Source organism: Streptomyces sp. NBC_01426 (genome assembly GCF_036231985.1).
In the GTDB taxonomy this organism is placed as follows: Bacteria; Actinomycetota; Actinomycetes; order Streptomycetales; family Streptomycetaceae; genus Streptomyces.
In genome coordinates, this window is record NZ_CP109500.1 from 2342294 (window position 1) to 2365456 (window position 23163).

General features: G+C 73.5%; 18 protein-coding genes. 5 read left to right on the top strand and 13 right to left on the bottom strand.

Annotation, left to right across the window (positions count from 1 at the left end):
• Positions 1 to 3: 3 nt before the first annotated feature.
• Entirely contained in the window at positions 4 to 1740 is a 1737-nt protein-coding gene (locus OG906_RS10085) for an IucA/IucC family protein (RefSeq protein ID WP_329441913.1), read from the bottom strand.
• Between the two features lie 1976 nt (positions 1741 to 3716).
• Positions 3717 to 5036: a diaminobutyrate--2-oxoglutarate transaminase family protein gene (locus OG906_RS10090; protein ID WP_329447981.1), complete on the bottom strand. Its 1320-nt coding sequence runs from the start codon at positions 5034 to 5036 to the stop codon at positions 3717 to 3719.
• Positions 5037 to 5505: 469 nt separating this feature from the next.
• Here OG906_RS10090 and OG906_RS10095 point away from each other — a divergent pair, with 469 nt between their 5' ends.
• Positions 5506 to 6681, top strand: a complete 1176-nt coding sequence (locus OG906_RS10095; RefSeq protein ID WP_329441915.1) for a trypsin-like serine peptidase — start codon at positions 5506 to 5508, stop codon at positions 6679 to 6681.
• A gap of 121 nt (positions 6682 to 6802) precedes the next feature.
• On the opposite strand, the gene hflX is transcribed toward OG906_RS10095, so the two are convergent.
• The 6 genes from hflX to miaA all read right to left on the bottom strand — a co-directional run bounded on the left by hflX (position 6803) and on the right by miaA (position 14879).
• Positions 6803 to 8308: a GTPase HflX gene (gene hflX / locus OG906_RS10100; protein ID WP_329441917.1), complete on the bottom strand. Its 1506-nt coding sequence runs from the start codon at positions 8306 to 8308 to the stop codon at positions 6803 to 6805.
• A gap of 179 nt (positions 8309 to 8487) precedes the next feature.
• Positions 8488 to 9936, bottom strand: coding sequence for a M1 family metallopeptidase (locus OG906_RS10105; RefSeq protein WP_329441919.1), 1449 nt, complete (start codon positions 9934 to 9936; stop codon positions 8488 to 8490).
• A 177-nt stretch (positions 9937 to 10113) separates the two neighbouring features.
• The gene (locus tag OG906_RS10110) at positions 10114 to 12192 is read right to left on the bottom strand and encodes a RelA/SpoT family protein (RefSeq protein ID WP_329441921.1); all 2079 of its coding nucleotides are present in this window, start codon (positions 12190 to 12192) and stop codon (positions 10114 to 10116) included.
• A 140-nt stretch (positions 12193 to 12332) separates the two neighbouring features.
• Positions 12333 to 13208 carry a diaminopimelate epimerase gene (dapF, locus tag OG906_RS10115; RefSeq protein WP_329441923.1) on the bottom strand — a complete coding sequence of 292 codons (876 nt, stop codon included), beginning with the start codon at positions 13206 to 13208 and terminating at the stop codon, positions 12333 to 12335.
• Positions 13209 to 13301: 93 nt separating this feature from the next.
• The gene (locus OG906_RS10120) at positions 13302 to 13829 is read right to left on the bottom strand and encodes a hypothetical protein (protein ID WP_329447982.1); all 528 of its coding nucleotides are present in this window, start codon (positions 13827 to 13829) and stop codon (positions 13302 to 13304) included.
• A gap of 111 nt (positions 13830 to 13940) precedes the next feature.
• Entirely contained in the window at positions 13941 to 14879 is a 939-nt protein-coding gene (gene miaA, locus OG906_RS10125) for a tRNA (adenosine(37)-N6)-dimethylallyltransferase MiaA (protein WP_329441925.1), read from the bottom strand.
• A 164-nt stretch (positions 14880 to 15043) separates the two neighbouring features.
• Between miaA and OG906_RS10130 the strand changes: the two genes are divergently transcribed.
• Complete coding sequence (locus OG906_RS10130) at positions 15044 to 15250, top strand: gliding motility protein (protein WP_329441927.1); 207 nt, start codon at positions 15044 to 15046, stop codon at positions 15248 to 15250.
• A gap of 23 nt (positions 15251 to 15273) precedes the next feature.
• Positions 15274 to 15519, top strand: coding sequence for an antitoxin (locus tag OG906_RS10135; RefSeq protein ID WP_267800240.1), 246 nt, complete (start codon positions 15274 to 15276; stop codon positions 15517 to 15519).
• 93 nt (positions 15520 to 15612) lie between these two features.
• Here OG906_RS10135 and OG906_RS10140 read toward each other — a convergent pair whose 3' ends face one another.
• From OG906_RS10140 to OG906_RS10150, 3 genes are all read right to left on the bottom strand, one after another.
• Positions 15613 to 16320 carry a class III extradiol dioxygenase subunit B-like domain-containing protein gene (locus tag OG906_RS10140; RefSeq protein ID WP_329441931.1) on the bottom strand — a complete coding sequence of 236 codons (708 nt, stop codon included), beginning with the start codon at positions 16318 to 16320 and terminating at the stop codon, positions 15613 to 15615.
• A 143-nt stretch (positions 16321 to 16463) separates the two neighbouring features.
• The gene (miaB, locus tag OG906_RS10145) at positions 16464 to 17990 is read right to left on the bottom strand and encodes a tRNA (N6-isopentenyl adenosine(37)-C2)-methylthiotransferase MiaB (protein WP_267829525.1); all 1527 of its coding nucleotides are present in this window, start codon (positions 17988 to 17990) and stop codon (positions 16464 to 16466) included.
• On the bottom strand, positions 17987 to 18619 hold the full coding sequence (locus tag OG906_RS10150) for a maleylpyruvate isomerase family mycothiol-dependent enzyme (protein WP_329441933.1): 633 nt from the start codon (positions 18617 to 18619) through the stop codon (positions 17987 to 17989). The genes miaB and OG906_RS10150 overlap by 4 nt, the downstream gene beginning before the upstream one ends.
• Before the next feature lie 71 nt (positions 18620 to 18690).
• On the opposite strand from OG906_RS10150, the gene OG906_RS10155 reads away from it, so the two are divergent.
• Positions 18691 to 19608 (top strand): LysR family transcriptional regulator, encoded by a 918-nt coding sequence (locus tag OG906_RS10155; RefSeq protein WP_267829527.1) that lies wholly within the window; start codon positions 18691 to 18693, stop codon positions 19606 to 19608.
• Positions 19609 to 19654: 46 nt separating this feature from the next.
• Positions 19655 to 20659: a TAXI family TRAP transporter solute-binding subunit gene (locus tag OG906_RS10160; RefSeq protein WP_329441936.1), complete on the top strand. Its 1005-nt coding sequence runs from the start codon at positions 19655 to 19657 to the stop codon at positions 20657 to 20659.
• 62 nt (positions 20660 to 20721) lie between these two features.
• Here OG906_RS10160 and OG906_RS10165 read toward each other — a convergent pair whose 3' ends face one another.
• Both OG906_RS10165 and OG906_RS10170 read right to left on the bottom strand, forming a co-directional pair.
• Positions 20722 to 21723, bottom strand: coding sequence for an ROK family protein (locus OG906_RS10165; protein ID WP_443067368.1), 1002 nt, complete (start codon positions 21721 to 21723; stop codon positions 20722 to 20724).
• Between the two features lie 27 nt (positions 21724 to 21750).
• Positions 21751 to 22881, bottom strand: a complete 1131-nt coding sequence (locus tag OG906_RS10170; RefSeq protein ID WP_329441937.1) for a LacI family DNA-binding transcriptional regulator — start codon at positions 22879 to 22881, stop codon at positions 21751 to 21753.
• Between the last annotated feature and the right edge of the window lie 282 nt (positions 22882 to 23163).

The following is a 23163-nucleotide window of genomic DNA, read 5'->3' on the forward strand; positions in this document are numbered from 1 at the left end:
GCGTCAGTCGTGAAGGGGGTTGGTGATGGTGACGTAGACGGACTGGGTGTCGACGGGACCGACGAGTTCGTCGAGGCCGCCCAGGCGGGTGAGCAGGTTGGCTTTGCAGCGGAGGGTGGGTGAGTCGAGCAGTTGGGCGGGGAGCGGCCCGAGGCCCGCGTTCTTCCCGAGGAAGCGGCGGAAGGCCGCGAGGAGTACGCGTTCGTCGGCGAGGTGCTGGGACCCGAAGGCGCCGATGAGGCCGAGCACGTTGTTGATGCCGAGGTAGTAGGCGAAGCGTTCGTCGGTGACGGCGTCGGAGACGAAGGTGTCGCTGGCGCTGCCGATGCCGGGGAGCCGGTGTTGCAGTTCCGCGCGGTGGGAGTCGCGGAAGTAGTAGCCCTGGTTGTCGCGGTAGCGGCCGCCGATCGGCCAGCCGGCCGGGTCGAGGAGCACCAGGGTGTTCTGTTGGTGCGCTTCGAGGGCGACCCCGGCGAGTGCGTCGAGGGCGAGGATCGGCCGGACGACGTGGTCGAGGTAGCGCAGGAACCACTCGGCGGCGACGGCGGGGACCGGGCGGCCGGTGGAGGCGGCGAGCCGGGCGACGGTCTCGACGAGCGGGGAGCGCATCGTGGTCCGACCGGGCCACGGCCGCGGAGTGGTGAGCGCGGCGATGCAGAGGGCGTCGTCGTCGGAGCGGAAGGGGTTGTGGCGCAGCAGGGCGTCGAGTCCCGGGACGGGCGTGCCGTCGAGGGAGTCGACGGCGACCCAGGCGGGGTCGCGGACGATGTCGAAACCGGGGTGGGCCGACTGCCACTGCTCGGCGAGTCGGGCGCGCAGCAGGCGGTGGACCTCGACGCCGCGGTGGAGTTCCTTGCGGAGGTTCTCCCGGCGGGAGTTGGTGATGCGCAGGCCCAGGGACAGCTTGAGCATCGCGGGGGAACCGGGGCGGTGCACGGTGCGAATGGAGGAGGTGGGATACCAGGGGTCGCCGTACGGGCCCAGGTCGGTCAGGAGTCCGGCGTCGCACAGGGCGGCGACGGCCGGGCGTTGGAGGAGGTCGCGGGCCTGCCAGGGGTGAAGCGGAAGAGGGGTGGTGCCGGTGGGCGAGGGCAGACCGGGCGCAAGGCGGGCGAACAGTTGGGCGGCGGAAACCGGGCGGCCGCGTTCGGTCCAGGCGGAGTCGGTGGCGAGGACGGCAGGCGCGACCGCGAACCAGTGCAGGGGGAAGGAGCCGTGGAGTTCGGGTGAGTAGCGGCGCACCTCGGCTTCGGAGAGACCTTCGCGGCTCTTCGGGGTCGGGTGCAGGGGGTGGCCGAGGAGGAGGGACTGTTCGGCGGTGAGGAATCGGTCCTCGGCGACGGGGGCGGGGGCAGCGGGGCGGGCTCGCCGGTCGGCGATGAACTCCGCCGTGCGCTGGACCGAGTCGGCGACCCGGCCGACCAGATCGGCGCCGCCACGGCCGGTGCCCTCACGGGCGATGAGCGCGGCGAGGGTGACGGCGTCCAGCGCGGGGGCTTCGGCTGGGGCGCCTTCGATCCGGGCGGAGGCGAAGCGGTGCCAGCCGGCCGGCGACCAGTGCCGGACGGCGACGAGTACCGCGGTGCCGGATGCGGGCAGGGGGATGCGGAGCGGCGTTCCAGCGGGCCCGTCGGGGCGGCCGAGGCCGCTTTCGCGGACCCAGCACCGCAGCAGGTTCTCCACCGCGGCGGTTTCGGCGGCGATGGCCGGGTCGGGGTGGTCGAGCAGGTCTGGGAGCATCGCGGAGCCCGGTGTGCCGGGACCGGCGCCTGCCCCGGTTCCTCCCGCTTCGAATCTGCGGCTTCCGCCCACCTGCCGTGGCACGCCGGCGGGAGACACCGGCGCGTGGTGCGGTTCGGCCGCCGCCGCGACCGGGATCGGTGCCTCGGGCGGGGGCGTCGGGGCGGCTGCGGACGTTGGGGCGGACGGGGCACGGCCGGGGTCCGGGGCGGACGGGGCGGACGGGGCGGCCGGGGCGCGGTGGTGCCCCGGCACGTCCGATGCTCGGCCTGGCTCCGGACTTGCCGCCGGAGCGACCTCGGGCGCCGGGGCGATTCCGGGGCTGGGGGTGGGGCTGGGGGCGCCGCTGGGGCTCGCGCTGAGGCTGGGGGTGCCGGCGCTGGGGCTGGGGCTGGGGCTGGGGCTGGGGCTGGGGCTGGGGCTGGGGCTGGGGCTGGGGCTGGGGCTGGGGCTGGGGACAGCCTCGGGGATGGGTGGGGTGTCGTGACCCAGTGCGGTGGCGGGAGCGGTCGGATCCTGAGGGGTGCCCGCTGTCGGTGGCGCCTCAGGCCGGGCGCCCGGGGTCGGGGGCTTGGGTGCTGCGATGGGGGCAGTGTCTCGTACCGGGTCGGGTGCGAGGCGGGGCGAAGGGGTGTCCTCGCGGGCCGGCCTGAAGCTCCGGGACGACGCCGGGTTCGGACCGGGGTCCGCCTCTCCCGGGTCGAGGGACCGGGCCTCGGTCGGAGCCGGGCGCGGGCTCGGGCCCGAGCCGGCGAACGGGGTGGGGGCGAGCCACAGCAGCGGGGTGAGGTCCTGCCCCGTGACTCCCTGCGTGGGCGCACCGAGCGGGGGTCGGGCGGCGAGGGCGGGACCGCGGTTCGGGGTCGGACTGGCCGGGCTCGCCGTCGGGGTGGGCCCCGGGGCCGGCCAGGAGGCCAGGGTTGCCGACGCCGGGCTCTGGCGACCTGTCACCGAGCCCGGGCCGGCCGGCCGTGTGCCCGGGGGTGCGGGGGGCGAGGTCCGGGCTCCGAGAGAGTCGGAGCTGACCGGGGCGGCCGGGACTGCGTGGAAGGGGGCCTGCGCGGGGCGAGCCACTGCCCAGTCCAGGGCCGCTGTCGGCGCCAGGACCGGTGCTGACCATGCCACCGCTGCTGAGGTCTCCTGGCCCGGCGTCCCGCCCGAAAGCTCGGTTCGGGTCGGGGCGGTCCCCTTGGGAGCCGACGCCGAAGTCGGAGCTGGAGCCGGGGCCGGGGCCGGGGCCGGAGCCGACGCCGAAGTCGGAGCCGGAGCCGGAGCCGCTGTCGAAGCTGAAGTCGCGGCCGAGGCGGTCGGGGTCGCGGTCACCGGGGTGCTGACGTTGCCCTTCGCTGGGGCCATCGGAGCCGAGCTCGGTGACAGGGGCGAGGGAGCCGATGCCGCGGCAGCCGGGGTGGCCGGAGTCGAGCTCGGGGTCCTGACCGAGTCGCCCGGACCCGAGGCGACCGCGCGCGAGGTGACCGGACCCGAACCAGCCAGGGCTGACGCGGCCAGGGCGGGGGCTGTCGGGGCGCTGACCGAGCCGGCGGGCCGGGCGCCTGGGGCCGCGTGGTCGAGAGGAGGGGCCGGGTGGGGACATTCAGGCGCGGGTGCGGACGGGACGGGGTGGGCCGTACCCGAGGGCGGGGTGGGCTCCGGACTCGGTTGGTGCCCACCACCCGGGCTGAACCCCGGGCCCTGCACCTCTCCCAGGCTGAACTCCCGGCTCGGGGCCTGCCCCGGGGCGAACTCCGACCTCGGGCTCGTGCTCGGTCCCGGCCCCGGCCCCGGCCCCGGTCCCGGGTTCGTGCTCGGTTCCAGGCTCAGGCTCGGCCTCGGGCCCGGCCCCAGGCTCGGGCCCGGCCCCAGGCTCAAGCCCGGCGTCGGGGTGAAGCCCGGCGTCGGGGTGCCGGCCCTCGGGGAGGGGGTGGGGTGCGGGGTGGAGGGGTCCGGCATCGGGGGTCCTTGGGGTGCGGGTGGGGTCAGTGGGACCGTCGGGCGGTGGCGGCGATGGCGTCGGCCAGCCGTTCCAGGACGGCTGCGGCCTGCTCGTCGGTCAGGGTGAGCGGGGGGAGCAGGCGGACCACGCAGGAGTGGCGGCCGCCGAGTTCGACGATCAGCCCGCGGTCCAGGCATTCCTGGCGGACGGTGGCGGCGAGGTCCGGGGCGGCGTCGCCGGTTTCGGGGTCCACGAGTTCGACGCCCAGCATCAGCCCGCGGCCTCGTACGTCGCCGATGCACGGGTGGTCGGCGGCCAGGGCGCGCAGGGCCGTCAGCATGCGTTCGCCCAGTACCCCGGCGCGTTCCGCGAGGTTGTTGCGGCGGACGTAGGCGAGGGTGGCGGTGCCTGCGGCCATGGCCAGTTGGTTGCCGCGGAACGTGCCGGCGTGGGCGCCGGGCGCCCAGACGTCGAGTTCGGACCGGTAGACGATCACCGCGAGCGGCAGGCTGCCGCCGATGGCCTTGGACAGCACCATCACGTCGGGCACCACCCCCGCGTGGTCCACGCCCCAGAAGGCCCCGGTGCGGCCCACGCCCGTCTGCACCTCGTCCGCGATCAGCGGGATTCCCCGGGCCTCGGTGATCTCGCGCATCCGCCGGAGCCAGTCGTCCGGGGCGGGGTGGACGCCACCCTCTCCCTGTACGGGTTCGACGATGAGCCCGGCGGGCGTGGGTACCCCGCCCTTCGGGTCGTCGAGCAGGCTCTCGGTCCAACGGGCGCCGAGCCGGGCGCCCTCGACCCCGCCGACGCCGAAGGGGCAGCGGTGGTCCTGGGGGTAGGGGAGCCGGGTGACGCGTACGTCGGTGGCCCCGCCGGAGGCGTCCAGTGCTCCCGCGGTCATGCCGTGGTACGCGCCCGTGAAGGCCATCAGCCCGGAACGCCCGGTGGCGGTGCGGACCAGTTTGAGCGCGGCTTCCACGGCGTCCGTCCCGGCCGGCCCGCAGAACTGGATCCGGGCGTCGGCCGCGAGCGCCGCCGGAAGGTTCGCGAACAACTCGGTGGTGAAGGCGTCCTTGACGGGTGTCGCCAGGTCGAGGACGTGCAGCGGTGCGCCGGAGTCGAGGACGCCGCGGATGGCTTCGAGCACCACGGGGTGGTTGTGCCCGAGGGCGAGGGTGCCCGCACCGGACAGGCAGTCGAGGTAGCGCCGTCCGTCCGCGCCCTCGATCGTCAGGCCCCGGGCGCGCACCGGGACGATGGGCAGCGAGCGCGCGTACGTCCGGGCGGCGGACTCCCGTTGTGCCTGCCTGCGCAGGATGGTTTCGGCGGCGACAGGTCCTCTGGTTCCTTGCGGCGGGATCTGCTCCGCGGCCGCGGCCGACTCGGTGAAAGCCTCGCTCAAAGCCACGAGTGTCGGTCCTCCCGCACGGATTCTCTTCCGGATTGCGTCTCGAACATGAACGCTGCTCCCCCGTCCCCCGTACGTACCAACGACGGTGACGGCCGCGGATCACGGGTGGACCGAAGATCCTTGTCCGCCACGAAGCAGCGCGAAGCCCGCCACGAAGTCCCGCCGAAGCAGTCGCGAACACGACCACGAGGTCACATCGAGGTCCGCCGCCGTTTCCTGCACACAGTCCGCCGCGATGTCCTGCGGGATGTCCGAATCGAACAAGTTCCGGGGATGGTTCGAAGAACAGGAACCGCGGCCCCGGGCTGTGCCGTCCTTCGGAGCAGCGGCATAGTGGGGTGCTGCGCTTGCCGTACACCCGTACGGCCACCGCACTCCACCCCGTTCAACGCCTCGAAACACCAGGGGGATTTACGACATGCGACCGATCCGACCGGTCACCGCGATCCTGTGCGCGGCCGCGCTCGCGCTGACCGCCGCAGCCTGTGGCCCCGGCGACGGGGAGGCCGGCGGCGACGCCAAGCCGACCGTGGCTGCGAGTCTTCCGCCCGGTACGGACGGGATCAAGATCCCGGACGAGCTCAGGGACAAGCTCAAGGAGCACGGCGTCGACCTGGAGAAGTGGCGGGGAGGTGCGTGGAAGAACTGGAAGCAGGAGGACTGGCTCCGCGAGGCGGGCGACTACATCAACCCGGTCATCGAGGGTCTGTGGGACCCGGACCGGATGCGTGACGCCGACAAGACTCCGCAGCCTCCGGCCGTGGATCCGGACGCGGGCAAGGACCAGGGTGTCACGGACCCGACGCCGGTTCCGGTGCGGGCGAGGGGTGCGGTGGCGCCGTACCACTCCAGCGTTCCGGCGTCCGGCAAGGTCTTCTTCGACGGCCCCGAGGGGTCGATGGTCTGCTCGGCGACCGTGGTGAAGGACCCGGCGCACCCGGGCAAGTCCAACATGGTGTGGACGGCTGGTCACTGTGTCCACGCGGGCAAGGCGGGCGGCTGGTACCGCAACATCGCCTTCGTGCCGTCCTACAACAACGCGGGCAGGGCGTCGGCGCAGCTGAAGGGCGCGCCGCGCGAGCAGGTCGCCCCCTACGGCGTGTGGTGGAGCGACTGGGCGCAGACCTCGGACCAGTGGATCGCGTCGGGTGGTCCCACCGGTGGCGCGGGCGCTCCGTACGACTTCGCGGTGCTGCACGTCGCACCGGAGAAGGGCAGCGGCAAGTCGCTGGAGGAGACGGTCGGTTCGGCGCTTCCGGTGGACTTCAACGCGCCGGCGGTGGGCAAGGTCGCGGGCATCACGGCGACGGGCTACCCGGCTGCGGCTCCGTTCGACGGCCAGCGGGCGTTCCAGTGCACGGACAAGCCCGGTCGTCTGTCGTTGAAGGCCGCCGACCCGGTGATGTACCGCATCGGTTGCACCATGACCGGCGGTTCCTCGGGTGGCGGTTGGGTCGCGGCGGGTGCCGACGGCAGGCCGGCGCTGGTGTCGAACACCTCGATCGGCCCGGCCAAGGCCGGTTGGCTGGCCGGTCCGCGCCTGGGCCCGGAGGCCAAGGGCATCTACTCCGCGGTGAGCGCCAAGTTCAAGTAGCGAGTGGCCCGGGCGCGCGGCGCCCGGGCCGGCGCGACATCACATGAGGGAGGGCCCCCGCATCGCGGGGGCCCTCCCTCATGTGATGTCGCGCCGGTGCTTCACCGACGCGCCGCACCGGTCAGTGCTTGGCCGGCACGTACGGTGCCAGGTCCGCGGCGAGTTCCTGGTGGACGCGTGCCTTGAGCAGGGTGCCCTCCGGGGTGTGCTCCTCGGAGATGACCTCGCCCTCGGCGTGGGCCCGGGCGATCAGCGAGCCGCGGGTGTACGGCACCAGTGCCTCCACCTCGACCTCGGGTCGCGGCAGCTCGGTGTCGATGAGCGCCAGCAGCTCGTCGATGCCCATGCCGGTGCGGGCCGAGACGGCGATGGAGTGCCGCTCGATGCGCAGCAGCCGCTGGAGGACGAGCGGGTCCGCCGCGTCCGCCTTGTTGATCACGACGATCTCGGGCACGTTGACCGCGCCGACCTCGCGGATCACTTCGCGTACGGCCGCCAGCTGCTCCTCCGGGGCCGGGTGCGAGCCGTCCACGATGTGCAGGATGAGGTCGGAGTCGCCGACCTCCTCCATCGTGGAGCGGAACGCCTCGACCAGGTGGTGGGGCAGGTGCCGGACGAAACCGACGGTGTCGGCCAGGGTGTAGATCCGGCCGGACGGCGTCTCGGCCCGGCGCACGGTCGGGTCGAGGGTGGCGAACAGCGAGTTCTCCACCAGCACGCCGGCGCCCGTGAGGCGGTTGAGCAGCGAGGACTTGCCAGCGTTGGTGTAGCCGGCGATGGCGACCGAGGGCACCTTGTTGCGCCGGCGTTCCTGGCGCTTGATGTCGCGGCCGGTCTTCATGTCCGCGATCTCCCGGCGCATCTTCGCCATCTTCTCGCGGATCCGACGCCGGTCGGTCTCGATCTTGGTTTCACCGGGGCCACGGGTGGCCATGCCGCCACCGCCGCCGCCACCCATCTGACGGGACAGCGACGCACCCCAGCCACGCAGGCGCGGCAGCATGTACTGCATCTGCGCGAGCGCGACCTGGGCCTTGCCCTCTCGGGACTTCGCGTGCTGGGCGAAGATGTCGAGGATGAGCGCGGTGCGGTCGACGACCTTGACCTTGACCACGTCTTCGAGGGCGATGAGCTGGCCGGGGCTGAGCTCACCGTCGCAGACGACGGTGTCGGCGCCGCTCTCCATGACGATGTCGCGCAGTTCGCGGGCCTTGCCGGAGCCGATGAAGGTGGCCGGGTCGGGCTTGTCGCGACGCTGGATCACGCCGTCGAGGACGAGGGCGCCCGCCGTCTCGGCGAGGGCGGCGAGCTCCGCGAGGGAGTTCTCGGCGTCCGTCACCGTGCCGGAGGTCCAGACACCGACGAGTACGACGCGCTCCAGCCGGAGCTGTCGGTACTCGACCTCGGTGACGTCTTCGAGCTCGGTGGAGAGACCGACCACGCGCCGCAGGGCCGCGCGCTCGGAGCGCTCAAGCTGCTCGCCGTCCCGGTCTCCGTCGATCTCGTGGCTCCAGGCGACGTCCTCTTCCATCAGGGCATCGGCCCGAAGGCTCTCGGTGAAGCTCTGCGGGTCACGCACGTCCTGTGCGTCCCGCGCGTCCTGGGAAGGGGAAGAAGAGGAGGTCATTGGATCCTTACGTCGATTCGAATGCGTCGCGCCCGGCAATGGCCAACGCTACCGCCGAACGTGACATAACACTGTCACGTCCAACGCGTCACATGGCCCGGTGATTCCCGGAGCCCGGGCCCCGGGCCGATCGGTCGCCGAACGGCCTCGTTGATGGTGACATGCCCGTTCCGGGCGCGTCACACGCTTTTCGGGCCGCCCCATTCCGGATGCCCCGGCATCGCCGGGGTGGTCGTGCCGTACAGCCAGGGCTTGAGGAACGCGGTCAGGTCGCGCCCCGCCTCCTGTGAGGCCAGGTGGACGAAGTCGTCCGTGCCGGCCGTGGAGTCCGCGTGCGCGGCCACCCAGCGGCGCTCGATCCGGTCGAAGGTCGCGGCGCCGACCTCCTGGCGCAGGGCGTACAGGATGAGCGCGGCCCCGTCGTAGACCACGGGCCGGAACAGGCCGATCTTCTCCCCGGGGGCGGCGGCCTTGGGGGCGGCCGGGGGGCCACCGGCGGCCCGCCACTGGTCGGAGCGCTGGTACGCCTCGCGCATGCGTCGCTCCAGGGAGTACTTGCCGAGGCCGTCGGCGTACAGGGCCTCGTACCAGGTCGCGTGTCCTTCGTTGAGCCACAGGTCGGACCAGGTGCGGGGGCTCACGCTGTCCCCGAACCACTGGTGTGCGAGTTCGTGGACCATCACGGCCTCGACGTACCACTCGGGGTAGCCGGCGTTCCCGGAGAACAGGCCGTGCTCGAAGAGCGAGAGGGTCTGGGTCTCCAGCTCGAAGCCGGTCGTGGCCCGGGCGATCAGCACTCCGTAGTTCTCGAAGGGGTAGCGCCCGACCCGCTCCTCCATCCACCGGACGTGGCCGTCGGTCTTCTTCAGCCAGGGTTCCAGGCGCACCCGGTCGGCGGCGGGCACCACGTCGCGCAGCGGGAGTCCGTGCGGGCCCGTGTGGTGGACGACCTCCGAGGTCCCGACGGAGACCTGGGCCAGTTCGGTGGCCATGGGGTGCAGGGTGCGGTACGTCCAGGTGGTCGGGCCGCCCGCGCGGCGGGTCGGGAGCGCGCCGGGCAGTCCGTTGGCCACCGCCGTGAGCCCGGCCGGGGCGGTGATCCGGAAGGTGAAGTACGCCTTGTCGGCGGGGTGGTCGTTGCAGGGGAAGACGCGGTGGGCGGCGTCGGCCTGGTTGGCCATGGCCAGTCCGTCCTCGGTGGGCACCCAGCCGCCGTCGCCGCGGCCGCGCGGGTCGCTGGTGTGGCGCACGGTGATGCTCAGCACGGACCCCTGGGTGACCGGGCGGGCGGGGGTCAGTACGAGGTCCTCTCCCGCGCTCTCGAACCGGGCCGGTTCCCCGTTGACCTCGGCGGACGCCACCTGGCCGTGGGTGAAGTCGAGGTTGATGCGGTCCAGCGCGTGCAGGGTGCGGGCGCTGATGACGGTGACGGCGTCGAGCGGGGTCCGGTTGTCCTTGTACGTGAAGGACAGGTCGTACGAGAGGACGTCGTACCCGGGGTTGCCGAGCTCGGGGAAGAGCCGGTCGCCGATGCCCAGCGGCTGGGGCGGGGGCAGTACGGCGGCGACGAGGGTGAGCGAGGCGGCGGCGAGCAGGGCGGCACGCAGGCGGGGGGAGGTGAGCTGCATCCCCCATCGCTTACCAGCGCCCGGCACGGGGCCGCGAACGGCGCGCGCCGGGTGCACCCGAACGAGGGCGTCCGACGCCGTGGCCCGGCCGACGTGCGTTCCGCCCCCGGATTCCCGTTCCCCCGAACCCCCGAGCCCCCCGGCCCCCGGTCCTCCCCGCTTCGCCCGGCTGTCGCGCTACGCCCGGCTGACGTCGTACACGCCCGGTACGTCCCTCATCGCCCGCATCAGGGCCGGCAGCCCCGTCGCGTCGGGCAACTGGAGGGTGTAGGAGTGCCGGACGCGCTGTTCGACGGGCGGTTCCACGGTCGCGGAGACCACCTCGACCCCTTCGCGGGCGATGGCCTCGGTCAGATCGGCCAGGAGGTGCGGGCGGCCGAACGATTCGGCGAGCAGGGTCACGCGGCAGTCCGCGGTGGCCCGCCAGTGCACGGCGACGGAGGTGCGGCCGACGGCACGCATCTGGGCCACCGCCGGGCAGTGGACGCGGTGCACGGTGACGGCTCCGCCGCGTACGACGAACCCGGCGACGGCGTCCGGCGGTACGGGGGTGCAGCAGCCGGCCAGTCGCACGGGCGCGTCCGGCAGGTCGGCGACGGCGTTCGCCCCGCCGCCGCGCGCCCCCACGACGGAGAGCGGGGCCCGGGCGGCGGTGGTGGTGGCGGCCGCGGAGTCGGGGTGGGTCTGGAGCCAGCCGCTGATGGCGATCCGGGCGGCCGGGGTCTTGGCGTGGTCGAGCCAGTCGGCGGCGGGCCCGGAGGAGGCGTCGTGCGCGAGCAGGAGTTGGACGGTGTCCCCGTCGGACAGCCGGGACGAGAGGGAGGTGAGGCGCCCGTTGACCCGGGCGCCGATACAGCCGTGCGCCGCCTCACCGTGTTGGGCGTAGGCGGCGTCGATACAGCTCGCCCCGCCCGGCAGGCCCAGCGTCCCGCCGTCGGCCCGGAAGACGGTGATCTCGCGGTCCTGGGCCAGTTCGGCGCGCAGCACCGTCCAGAAGGTGTCGGGGTCGGGTGCGGACTGCTGCCAGTCGAGCAGTCGGGACAACCAGCCGGGTCTCGTCGGGTCGACCCGCTCCTCGTCGCCCTCGGCGGCGTCGACCGGCGGGGTGGTGTACGGATTTCCGAGCGCGACCACCCCGGCCTCGGCGACGCGGTGCATCTGCCGGGTGCGGACGATGACCTCGGCGACGTGCCCCTCGGCGGTGGCGACGGCGGTGTGCAGCGACTGGTAGAGGTTGAACTTCGGGGAGGCGATGAAGTCCTTGAACTCCGAGACCACCGGGGTGAAACAGGTGTGGAGTTCACCGAGGACCGCGTAGCAGTCGGCGTTCTCGCCGACGAGGATGAGGACCCGTCCGAAGTCGGAGCCGCGCAGTTCGCCGCGCTTGCGGGAGATGCGGTGCACGGAGACGAAGTGGCGGGGCCGGACCACGACCTCGGCGGCGATGCCGGCGTCGCGCAGGACGCCGCGCACGGAGTCCGCGATCCCGGGCAGCGGGTCGCGCTCCCCCGCGTGGGCGGCGATGAGCGCGCGGGTCTCCTCGTACTCCTCGGGGTGCAGGATCGCGAAGACGAGGTCTTCCAGCTCGGTCTTGAGGGCCTGTACGCCGAGTCGTTCGGCGAGCGGGATGAGGACGTCGCGGGTGACCTTGGCGATGCGCGCCTGTTTGTCGGGGCGCATCACGCCGAGGGTGCGCATGTTGTGCAGTCGGTCGGCGAGTTTGATGGACATGACGCGGACGTCGTTGCCGGTGGCGACGAGCATCTTGCGGAAGGTCTCGGGTTCGGCGGCGGCGCCGTAGTCGATCTTCTCGACCTTGGTGACACCGTCCACGATGAAGCAGACCTCGTTGCCGAACTCCTCGCGTACCTGATCGAGGGTCACGTCCGTGTCCTCGACGGTGTCGTGGAGGAGGGACGCCGTCAACGTCGTTGTCTCCGCGCCGAGTTCGGCGAGGATCAGGGTGACGGCGAGCGGATGTGTGATGTACGGCTCACCACTTTTTCGCATTTGGCCGCGGTGAGAGGTCTCCGCGAGCAGATATGCGCGCCGCAGAATGGACAGATCGGCGTCCGGATGGTGGGCGCGATGCGCTTCCGCCACGTGTCCGATGGCGTCCGGAAGCCGGTCTCGGGACGCGGGCCCGAGCAGCGCGGCACGCCCGAGCCGGCGCAGATCCAGCCTGCTCCGGCCCCGTCTACGCAGCTCAGGGCGCGCTTCGGGGTGTGCTTCGGGGTTCGTGGCCTCTGCACTCATGGGCACCTCCGGCGGCTTCGACCGGCGGTGGTGGGCATGGGGTGAGCCCTCAGGGCCGGTGCCTGATGTTACCGACCCCACCACGTGGCGCAGTCCACCTCTCGCTCAGCGTGAAACGGATCACCCATTGGAGGGAACCTTCATGCGAAAGCCGTTTCGGTCAGCCATGTCGGATCGAGCTCGCCCTCGGCCACGATGACGGCCGGTCCGGTCATGTCGATCTGCCCGTCGGGGTGCTCGGTGATGACGAGTCGTCCGCCGGGGAGGTCGACGGTGTACGTGACCGGTTCGCCGGTCACGGCCGGGTCGACGCCGTCGCGTCGGATCGCGGCCACGGCCACGGCGCAGGCGCCGGTGCCGCAGGAGCGGGTCTCGCCGGAGCCGCGCTCGTGGACGCGCATCGCGACGTGCCGGGGGCCCCGCTCGACGACGAACTCGACGTTGACTCCGGTCGGGTACGCGGACGCCGGACTGAACGGCGGGGCGGTGTACAGGGTCCCGGCGTCGTCGAGGCTGTCGACGAAGGCCACCGCGTGCGGGTTGCCCATGTTCACGTTCCGCGCGGGCCACGAACGCTCGCCGACGGAGACGGTGACGTCGCCGACGGGCAGTTCGGCGCGGCCCATGGAGACGGTGACGTCGCCGCTCTTGTCGAGGTGGACGCGCTTGACGCCGCCCCGGGTGGCGACGGCGAGGTCGCCGGGCTCGACGTGGCCGGCGTGCAGGAGGTAGCGGGCGAAGACCCGGACGCCGTTGCCGCACATCTCGGCGATGGACCCGTCGCTGTTGCGGTAGTCCATGAACCACTCGGCCTCGTCGGCCAGGTGCGCCGTGTCGGGGTGGGCGGCGGACCGCACGACGTGCAGCACCCCGTCGGCCCCGATGCCGGCCCGCCGATCGCACAGTGCGGCGACGGCGGTCACGGGCAGGTCGATGGCGTTGTCCGGGTCGGGAACGATCACGAAGTCGTTCTCGGTCCCGTGGCCCTTGAGGAAGGAGAGGGTGCGGTGCGTCACCAGGTCATCGTACCTTCGGGGCCCGTTTCGCCTCCGGGCGCTCGCCCGGTGTCCGCGGCGTGGGGGCCCGACGGGGAGGGCGCGCGGGCCCGCTCAGCGCAGGCGCGCGACCCGGTACACGGCCAGGGACACCAGGGCGAGGGCCATCACCGTGTACAGCGCGGCCATGCGCCAGTCGGGGCGGCGGCCGCTGCCGCGGGGCGGCAGTCCGGGCCAGGAGTGGCCGACGCGGCGCGCGGCCATCATGGCCCACCCGCCGGCGCAGCAGCTGATGAGGAAGCCGAGCATGGCAACCACGGCTCCGCCGTCGCCGAACTCGAAGGCGAGCGGGAAGGCGAACATCAGGGATCCGGCGGCGGCGAGCATCACGATGGGAGCGATCTGCCAGATGCGCAGGCGGCGCTGCGGCCGCAGTTCGACCTCGAACTCGGGGCCCGAGACGTCCAGGGCGGTGATGTCCGGGGCGTCGGGGCCGTCGGGCGTCAGCCGCGCCGGGTCGGCGGGCAGGCCGAGGGCGTCCGGGCCGTCCGACCCGACCGATTCCGCGATCCCGCTGTGAAGCATCGGGTCCGCTTCCCGTCTGGTGTCGTCCCGCCCGGTGTCACGAGGGCCGGCCTCCATAGCCACGCGCCCTCCCCACTCGGACTTCGTACGCCGCTGTTCAGAAGTTTGATGATGGCACGGCCCCGGCCCCGGTACGGGCGCACGGGGCGTCCCGATGCCATCACGTGATCAGGCTGTGACCGCTCGTTCGACCAACGACTGCGCGAGTCCGGCGAGTTCCCCGCGGTCCGCGAGGGCGCCACTCAGCCAGTGCACGCGCGGGTCGCGCCGGAACCACGAGTCCTGCCGGCGGGCGAAGCGCTTGGTGGCCCGGACGGTCTCGGCCCTCGCCTCGTCCTCGGTGCACGCGCCCGCGAGGGCGGACAACACCTGCTGGTAGCCGAGTGCGCGGGAGGCGGTGATCCCGTCGCGCAGGCCCCGGGCCTCCAGGTCGCGGACCTCGTCGACGAGCCCGGCCTCCCACATCCGGTCGACCCGCAGCGCGATCCGTTCGTCGAGTTCCGGCCGGCCCACGTCGACGCCGATCTGGACGGTCTCGTAGACGGACTCGTGGCCGGGCAGGTTCGCGGTGTACGGGCGCCCGGTGATCTCGATGACCTCCAGGGCGCGGACGATCCGGCGGCCGTTGCTGGGGAGGATCGCCTGGGCGGCGATCGGGTCGGCGGCGGCGAGCCGGGCGTGCAGGGCGCCGGGGCCGCGCAGGGTGGCCTCCTCCTCCAGGCGGGCCCGTACCTCGGGGTCGGTGCCGGGGAACTCCATGGCGTCGAGCGCGCCGCGGACGTACAGCCCGGAGCCGCCGACGAGGACGGGCGTGCGGCCCTGCGCGAGGAGTCGGTCGATCTCGGCGCGGGCGAGGCGCTGGTACTCGGCGACGCTCGCGGTCTCGGTGACGTCCCAGACGTCGAGGAGGTGGTGCGGGACTCCGCCGCGCTCCTCCTGCGTCAGTTTCGCGGTGCCGATGTCCATCCCCCGGTACAGCTGCATGGAGTCGGCGTTGACGACCTCGCCGTCGAAATGGCGGGCCAGGGCGACGCCCAAGTCGGACTTTCCGGCCGCGGTGGGACCGACGACGGCGATGACCCGCGGGGCGGGGGCTGGATTCCTCACCGACACAGTCTCGCAAACCCGGCGGCCGGTACCCGATCGAGCGACGTGACGGGACGCGGTCGGAGTCGTTGCCCTGGCGAGGTTCCGGCCCGGCGTGTACCCGGCGGAGGCCGTTTCGGCCACGGCGGAACTTCATTCGCACGAGTAACGTTACGGGAGTAGACATGGGCGTTTTCAGCCGGTTTTTTGGCCGTAAGGAGCAGGGCTCGACCGAAGAGGTCGCGTCCGCCGACCTGACGGCCCCGTCCGAGGAAGCGACGGACGAGGCGACTGAGGTGGAGGCTCCGGCGGCGACAGCCGCGGAGATTCCGCAGCAGAAGTCCGCGGAGGCTTCCCTGGACAGCGAGGCCGGCGAGGGCGCCCGTACGTAGCCATCGCCACTGAAGGGTGACCCATGGGCCTGCTGGACAATCTGAAGGCCAAGCTCGCTCCGGCCAAGGACAAGGTCGGCGACCTCGCGCAGCAGCACGAGGGCAAGATTTCCGACGGTCTGGAGAAGGTCGCGAAGGCCGTGGACTCCAAGACCAAGGGCAAGTACAGCGGTCAGATCACGAGCGGGACGGGCAAGGCGAAGGACGCCCTGGGCAAGATCGCGCACAAGGACGCACCCGGCGGGCCGACGCCGCCGGCGACTTCCTGACGTGGTCGCCGGAGAGGGGCGCGCGGGTTCGATGAACCCCGCGCCCCTTTCTCGTGCCCGGACGCGGCGGCCCGGGTGGGTGCCGGGCCGGCGTCAGGACCAGGCGGCGACGAAGTAGCCGACCCCGTACGGGGCGTCCTCGTACAGCAGCCGACCGTCGAGGCCCGCGTCTTCGGCGGCGCCCGCGAGGACCTGCCAGGGGGCCCGCCCGGCGGCCTGGAGTTCGTGCGCGAGGTCCGCGTCGAGGGCGGCCAGCGCGGCGGTGTCGGCGGATCCGAGGGCGTGGGCGGCGGCCGCGTCGAAGCCGGCGGCGCGCTCGTCGAGGTAGCCGGGGGCCTTGAGCGTGCGACAGGCGCTGCCCTCGCCCATCACGAGCAGGGCGACGCGGGCGTCGCGGGCGGCGAGGTCCCGACCCGCGCGCAGGCACTGTTCGGCTTCGAGCGGTTCCCCGACCCCGAGGCCTTCCACGGGGGCGGCGCCCCAGCGGGCGCGGCGCAGCAGCCAGGCGCCGACGGCCAACGAGGTGGGCAGCAGGCGCGGCCCCTCGTCGCCGTCGCCGAGTTGCACGTCGAACTGCACGCCGTGGCCGCGGAAGGTACCCCGGGAGCCCTGGGGGTAGGGCCCGCGGTGGTCCTGGTCGGCGGCACCGACGACGACCAGCAGGTCGGGTCGGGAGGCGGCGAGCACGGCGAGCGCGTCGGAGCAGGCGGTGCGGGCGTCGCCCAGTTCGGCGGCGGCTCCCGCGGCGACCTCCGGCACGAGGAGCGGCGGGGCGGGACAGACGGCGGCGGCTACGAGCATGATCCGCAGCCTAGCCGTCGCCGGCCGGGGCCGTGCGGCTCCGCCGGAGTACGGGGTGCACGGTGCGCGGTGCGCGGCCTTCACCGTCGTGTGCGGGTCCACGGTCCGGCCTTTCGGGGCCGGACCGCTGGAGCGTCTCGGCGTCAGGCGGATGCCGGGGCCGCGCAGCCCGAGGTGGCGGCCGGGAGGGGCGCCGGGACGCCGAGGGTGGGGATGCCGAGCATGACGCCCGCCGGCTGCGCCGGGGCCGCGTTGCGCTTCTCCCAGGCGTCCCCCGCGCGGGTCCTGCGCACGGCCTGCGTCGGGCCCTCGGCCAGCAGGTGGTGCGGGGCCGCGTACGTGATGTCCACGGTCACCACGTCACCCGGGCGCACCTCCTCGTCCGGCTTCGTGAAGTGGACGAGACGGTTGTCGGGGGCACGGCCGGAGAGGCGGTGCGTGGCGCCGTCCTTGCGGCCCTCGCCCTCCGCGACCATGACCTCCAGGGTGCGGCCGACCTGCTTCTTGTTCTCCTCCCAGGAGATCTCCTCCTGGAGGGCGACCAGGCGCATGTACCGCTCCTGGACGACTTCCTTGGGGATCTGGCCGTCCATGTCGGCGGCCGGGGTGCCGGGGCGCTTGGAGTACTGGAAGGTGAACGCGTTCGCGAAGCGGGCCTCGCGCACGGCGTGCATCGTCTGCTGGAAGTCCTCCTCGGTCTCGCCGGGGAAGCCCACGATGATGTCGGTGGAGATCGCCGCGTGCGGGATGGCGGCCCGGACCTTCTCGATGATGCCGAGGAAGCGCTCCTGACGGTACGAGCGGCGCATCGCCTTGAGGATGGTGTCCGACCCGGACTGCATCGGCATGTGCAGCTGCGGCATCACGTTCGGGGTCTCGGCCATGGCCGCGATCACGTCGTCGGTGAAGTCGCGCGGGTGCGGCGAGGTGAAGCGGACCCGCTCCAGGCCCTCGATCTGCCCGCAGGCGCGCAGCAGCTTGCTGAAGGCCTCGCGGTCCCCCAGGTCGGAGCCGTACGCGTTGACGTTCTGGCCGAGCAGGGTGATCTCGGAGACGCCCTCGGCGACCAGGGCCTCGACCTCGGCGAGGATGTCGCCGGGACGACGGTCCTCCTCCTTGCCGCGCAGCGCCGGGACGATGCAGAAGGTGCAGGTGTTGTTGCAGCCGACGGAGATGGACACCCAGGCGGCGTACGCGGACTCGCGGCGGGTCGGCAGCGTCGAGGGGAAGGCCTCCAGCGACTCGGCGATCTCGACCTGCGCCTCCTCCTGGACGCGGGCGCGCTCCAAGAGGACGGGGAGCTTGCCGATGTTGTGCGTGCCGAAGACGACGTCGACCCAGGGGGCGCGCTTGACGATCGTGTCGCGGTCCTTCTGGGCCAGGCAGCCGCCGACGGCGATCTGCATGCCGGGGCGCTTGGTCTTCATCGGGGCGAGCCGGCCGAGGTTGCCGTACAGCTTGTTGTCGGCGTTCTCGCGGACGGCGCAGGTGTTGAACACGACGACGTCGGCGTCACCGTCGGACCCCTCGGGCGCACGCGTGTAGCCCGCACCCTCCAGCAGACCGGAAAGCCGCTCGGAGTCGTGCACGTTCATCTGGCACCCGTAGGTGCGCACCTCGTAAGTTCCCTTGACGTCCACTGCCGTGCTCCGGTCGCTGCTGCTGGTCATGCGACAAGGGTAGGCGGTACCCGGGAGCCCTCCGTGCCTCCGTGCAGTCGCCCGGCGGGCAGCCGGCGGCCGAACAGCACGAGCAGCAGTTCCCGGGCGGTGCCGTGGACAGGGCTGCCGGTGCCCCGGGACCAGTCGAGGTCGTCGGCGACGAGTCGGATGCCGGTCAGGTCCACGCCGAAGAACCGCAGGCCGCGCAGGGTGACGGCGTCGAGGAGGAGGCGCAGCCGGTCCTCGGGGACCCGACGGGGGTGGTCGAGGGCGATCGTGATGTCGAGGCCGTGGACCACGTCGTGGGCGAGGGCCCCGGTGGGTCCGGCGGCCGGGGGCTTCCACGGGTGGTGGGCATGGTCACGGAGCAGGGCGGCGAGTTCGGCGGGGGCGAGGGACGCGGCGTCACGGCGGGCGGCGCGGTCGGTCATCCGGTGCAGGCTGCCGCGCGCCGCGACCAGCTCGACGGCGAACCGGGGCAGCGAGTGGCGGAAGCCCAGCGACATGTGGGCGGCGACCTCGCGGACCCGCCAGCCCGCGCACAGGCTCGGGGCGTCCCACTGGTCGGGGGTGAGGGAGTCGAGTACGTCGGCCATTTCCCGGCGTTCCGCGGCGGTCGCGGCGGCGATGTCGGTCATGGGTCCAGGGTGGGTCGGGCCTCTGCCATAAGTCCAAGCGCGGGTTCTTCTGCTCCCTAGAATGCACGGTTATGGAACTGGCTCAGCTGCGGTACTTCGTGACGGTCGTGGACGAGGGCGGCTTCACACGGGCGGGCGCCCGGCTGCACGTGTCCCAGCCGGGGGTGAGCGCGCAGGTCCGGCAGTTGGAGCGGGAGCTGGGGGTACGGCTGCTCGACCGTTCCGGACGGCGGGTGACACCCACCGAGGCGGGGACGGCGTTGCTGTCGTACGCGCGGGCCGCGCTGGCGGCGGTGGAGGGGATGCGGCGCACGGCCGACGAGATCTCGGGGCTGCTGCGGGGGCGGGTCGCGGTCGGGTTGATCCCGGGGGCGGCCGGGGCGGTGGTGGCGGGGCTGGACGTGGTGGGGGTGCTCGGTGACTTCCACGAGGCGCACCCCGGGGTGGAGATCGCGCTGTCCGAGGACACGTCGGAGCGGATGCTGGCGGCGTTGTCGAGCGGGGAGCTGGATCTGGCGGTGATCGGGCCGGCCGGGGACCCGCCGCCCGGGATCGCGTTCCAGGTGGTGCTCGACCGGCCTCTGGTGGCGGTGGTGCGGGCCGGTGATCCGCTCGTGCGGGACGCCGTGCACGGGCGGATCCCGCTGGCGGCGCTGCGTGCGCGGGCGCTGATCAGTCTGCCGCGCGGGACGGGTCTGCGTGCGGTGTTGGAGCGGGCCTGCGCGGAGGCCGGGTTCGCGGCCCGGGTGGACTTCGAGGCGGCGGCGCCGTCCGTGCTGGCGCGGTTGGCCGCGCGGGGGCTGGGGGCGGCGGTGGTGCCGGCCGGGACGGAGACGGGGGTCGCGGGCGATCTGGTGGCGCTGCGGATCGTCGAACCGGCGCTGAGCGGTCGGGTGGCGCTGGCCTGGCGGACGGGCGTCCCGCCGGGTCCGGCCGCGGCGCACCTCCTGGCCCGGCTGCGGGCGGGCCTGACGGGCCGAGGGGCGTGACGCTCCCGCCCCGGGGCGGGACGGGCCCGGCGGTAGGATCGCGGGCATGCCGCTCCTGCCGTCCCGAGTGCCCCGGATCAGCCGGCGCCGCGCCCTGTGGGGCCTGGCGGCCGTACTGACGGTGTTCGGCGTGCTGGCCTGGTGGCTGAGGCCCTTCGGGGAGCCGGAACTCAAGGGTGACCTCGCGTTCAGCACGGGTGTCCCGACCGGCGTCTACCACCGCTACGGGCAGCTCCTGAAGGAGGACCTCGCCGCGGACATCCCCGGCGTGAAGGTGCGGCTGGACCCCAGTGAGGGTTCGCAGGAGAACCTCCAGCGGGTGGCCGCCGGGAAGGCCGACTTCACGGTGGCGACGGCGGACGCGGTGTCCAAGTACCGGCTCGACGGGAAGCCGGGAGCCGACCGGCTGCGCGGGGTCGCGCGGCTGTACGACGACTACGTACAGCTGGTGGTGCCCGCCGGGTCCTCGGTGCAGTCGACGCGGGACCTGCGGGGCAAGCGGGTCGCGGTCGGCCAGGACGGCTCCGGCGTCCGACTGATCTCGGAGCGGCTGCTGTCGGCGGCCAAGCTGGACCCGCGGAAGGACATCACCCCGGTGTCCATAGGGATCGACACGATGCCGGCCGAACTGGAGGCGGGTCGGATCGACGCCTTCTTCTGGTCCGGCGGGCTCCCCACGAACGCCGTGCGCGAGCTGTCGGAGCGGTTCGAGATCCGGCTCGTGCCGCTGGGCGACCTGGTGGAGAAGCTCCAGGGCAGCGGCAGCCCCGCCCGCTATTACCGGGCGGCGGTGATGCCGCAGGACGCGTACGCGCGGGCCCGCAACACCGCGGCGGTGGCCACGCTCGCCGTGCCGAACCTGCTCGTGACCCGCGAGGACACGAGCGCGGAGCTGACGGAACAGTTCACCCGGACCGTGATCAACAGCCGCGACCGGATCGGGCACGCGGTGCACGCCGCGCAGCTGGTGGACCTGCGGACGGCGATCTACACGGATCCGTTGGACCTGCACGAAGGCGCCCGGCGGTACTACCGCTCGGTCAAGCCGTAGCGCCCGGAGCCCCCGGTCGAGCCGGGGCGCCGGGACCCGGGCCGGATCGCCGGCGTCGGCTCTCAGGTCGAGGCGCCCTCGGGCAGCAGCATCGCCGCGGCGGCCGCCCCGATGAGCCCGGCGTCGGTGCCCAGGCTCGCCGGGACGACCTCGATGTCCCGGACGAACGACAGGGTGGCGTACGAGGCCAGGTGCCGCCGGATCGGTGCGAAGAGGGTGTCGCCCGAGGCGGCGACGCCCCCGCCGATGACCGCGATCCGGGTCTCGACCAGGGTGGCGGTGGCGGCGATGGCGGCGGCCAGGGCGCGGCCCGCCCGGTCGAAGGCGGCCTCGGCGACGGGGTCGCCCGTCTGGGCGGCGGCCGCGACGCCGGCGGCGGTGGCCTCCTGACCCTCGGCCGGGGTCCAGCCCTGGGCGAGGGCCCAGGCGGCGATGGCGGTGCCGGAGGCGAGGGACTCCACGCAGCCGCGGCCGCCGCAGACGCAGGGTTCCCCGTCGAAGGCCACGCTGATGTGCCCGATGTGGCCCGCGTTGCCGGTGGGACCGGGGTGGAGCCGGTTGTTGAGGATCAGGCCGCCTCCGACACCGGTGGAGACGACCATGCAGAGGGCGTTGGCGTGCCCCTTGGCGGCGCCCAGCCAGTGCTCGGCGGCCGTCATCGCGACCCCGTCGCCCGCCAGGACGGTCGGGATCCGGGCCCCGTGGGCGGCCAGTTCCGCCGCGATCCGGGCCTGTACGGGGAACTCCCGCCAGGCGCCGATGTTCACCGGACTGACCGTGCCGCGGGAGGTGTCCACCGGACCCGCGCTGCCGACGCCGCAGCGGACCACCGAGGGCCACAGCGGGCTGCGTGCCAGGTCCGCGACGACCTCGGCGACCGCCGCCATCACCGCGTCGGCGCTCGTCGTGCGCGGCGTGGGGCGGCGGGTGCCCGCCGTCATCGTTCCGTCCGGGTGCACCAGAGCGCCGGCGATCTTCGTTCCGCCGATGTCGATCGCCACGGTCGGGCCGGTGCCCGGGGCGGCGGCTCGGGGGGTGGGGAGGGCTGGGGTGGAACTGGTCACGGTGGCGCTCCAGGAAGGGGTCGGAACTCAGTATGCGGTCGGGGGTGGCGCCGTACTCTCGCGGGGCTCCAGTCGCGGCAGCTCGCTCTGCCGGGTGCGGGGCACGCCGCCGGCGAGGACGGCCAGCAGCTCCTCGGCGGCGAGCCGCCCGAACGCGGCCGTGTCACGGACCAGGGCCGTGAGCCGCGGGTGGGTGACCCGGCAGAGCGCGGAGTCGTCCCAGGCGACGATGGAGAGCCGGCCGGGGACCGGGATGCCCAGCTCGGCGGCGACGGCGAGACCGGCCAGCGCCATCACGTCGTTGTCGTAGACCAGGGCGGTGGGTGGCTCCGGCTCGGCGAGGACCCGGCGGGTCGCGGCCGCCCCCTCGGCGTCGGAGTAGTCCGTCACCACCGAGCGCGCCCGGTCGGGGCCGAGCCCGCGCCCCTCGGACCAGGTGCGCAGCGAGGCCATCCGGCGGGCGGTGTGGGCGAGGCCGGGGAGGCCGGCGACATGGGTGATCCTGCGGTGGCCGAGTCCGTGGAGGTGCTCCAGCACCTGGACCATCGCGCCGGCGTCGTCGGCGCGGATCGTGGACGGTCGACGGGCCGGCGGAACGGCCGGCGCGGCGGCCGGCCGGGATCCTGCGGGATCCGGCCTCAGGTCGCCCGCCCCCTGGTCGCCCGCCCCCGGGGCGTCCGGTCCCGGGGCGTCCGGTCCGCCCACCATGACGGCCGGCAACCCCAGCCCGGCGAGGAGTTCCGGTCGCGGGTCGTCGATCCGGGGGTCGACGACGATGACCCCGTCCACCCGCCGCTCGGCCCACCACCGGCGGTAGACGGCACACTCCGCGTCCACGTCCTCCACCACCTGGAAGAGCAGGGCGATCCGCCCCACCGACAGCACCTCCTGGACACCGGAGACGAGTCGGAGGAAGAACGACTCCACGCCGAGGGTGTGCGCGGGGCGGGCGAGGACCAACCCGACGGCGCCGGAGCGCTCGCCGGACAGCGCGCGGGCGGCGCTGTTGGGCTGCCAGCCCAGTTCTTCGGCGATCCGGCGGACGCGGGCACGGGTGTCCTCGGACACCCCGGGCCGGTCGTTGAGCGCGAAGGAGACGGCGCTCTCGGACACCCCCGACCGGCGGGCGATGTCCTTGATGGTGGGTCTGCGCGCCATGCCTGCCTCATCCTTCGCCGAAGCGGACTCCGATGGCGGGACCGTACGCGATCCGGCCCCCGCAAGGCGGCCATCACGGCCCCCGGGCACCGCCCGAACGTCGGTGCGCGGGGCCCCCGTTGACACTTCCCGGACGCCCTACCGGATTGCGCGCACACCCGTCAACGCCCCCGTGGTCGACGTTGGCCAGATTCCCCACCCTTTCCCCCTGGTCGTGGCGATCGGGTCGCGACTAAACCGCATTAGCACGGAAGTCTCGATCGTCAACTCCCCTACTGCGGC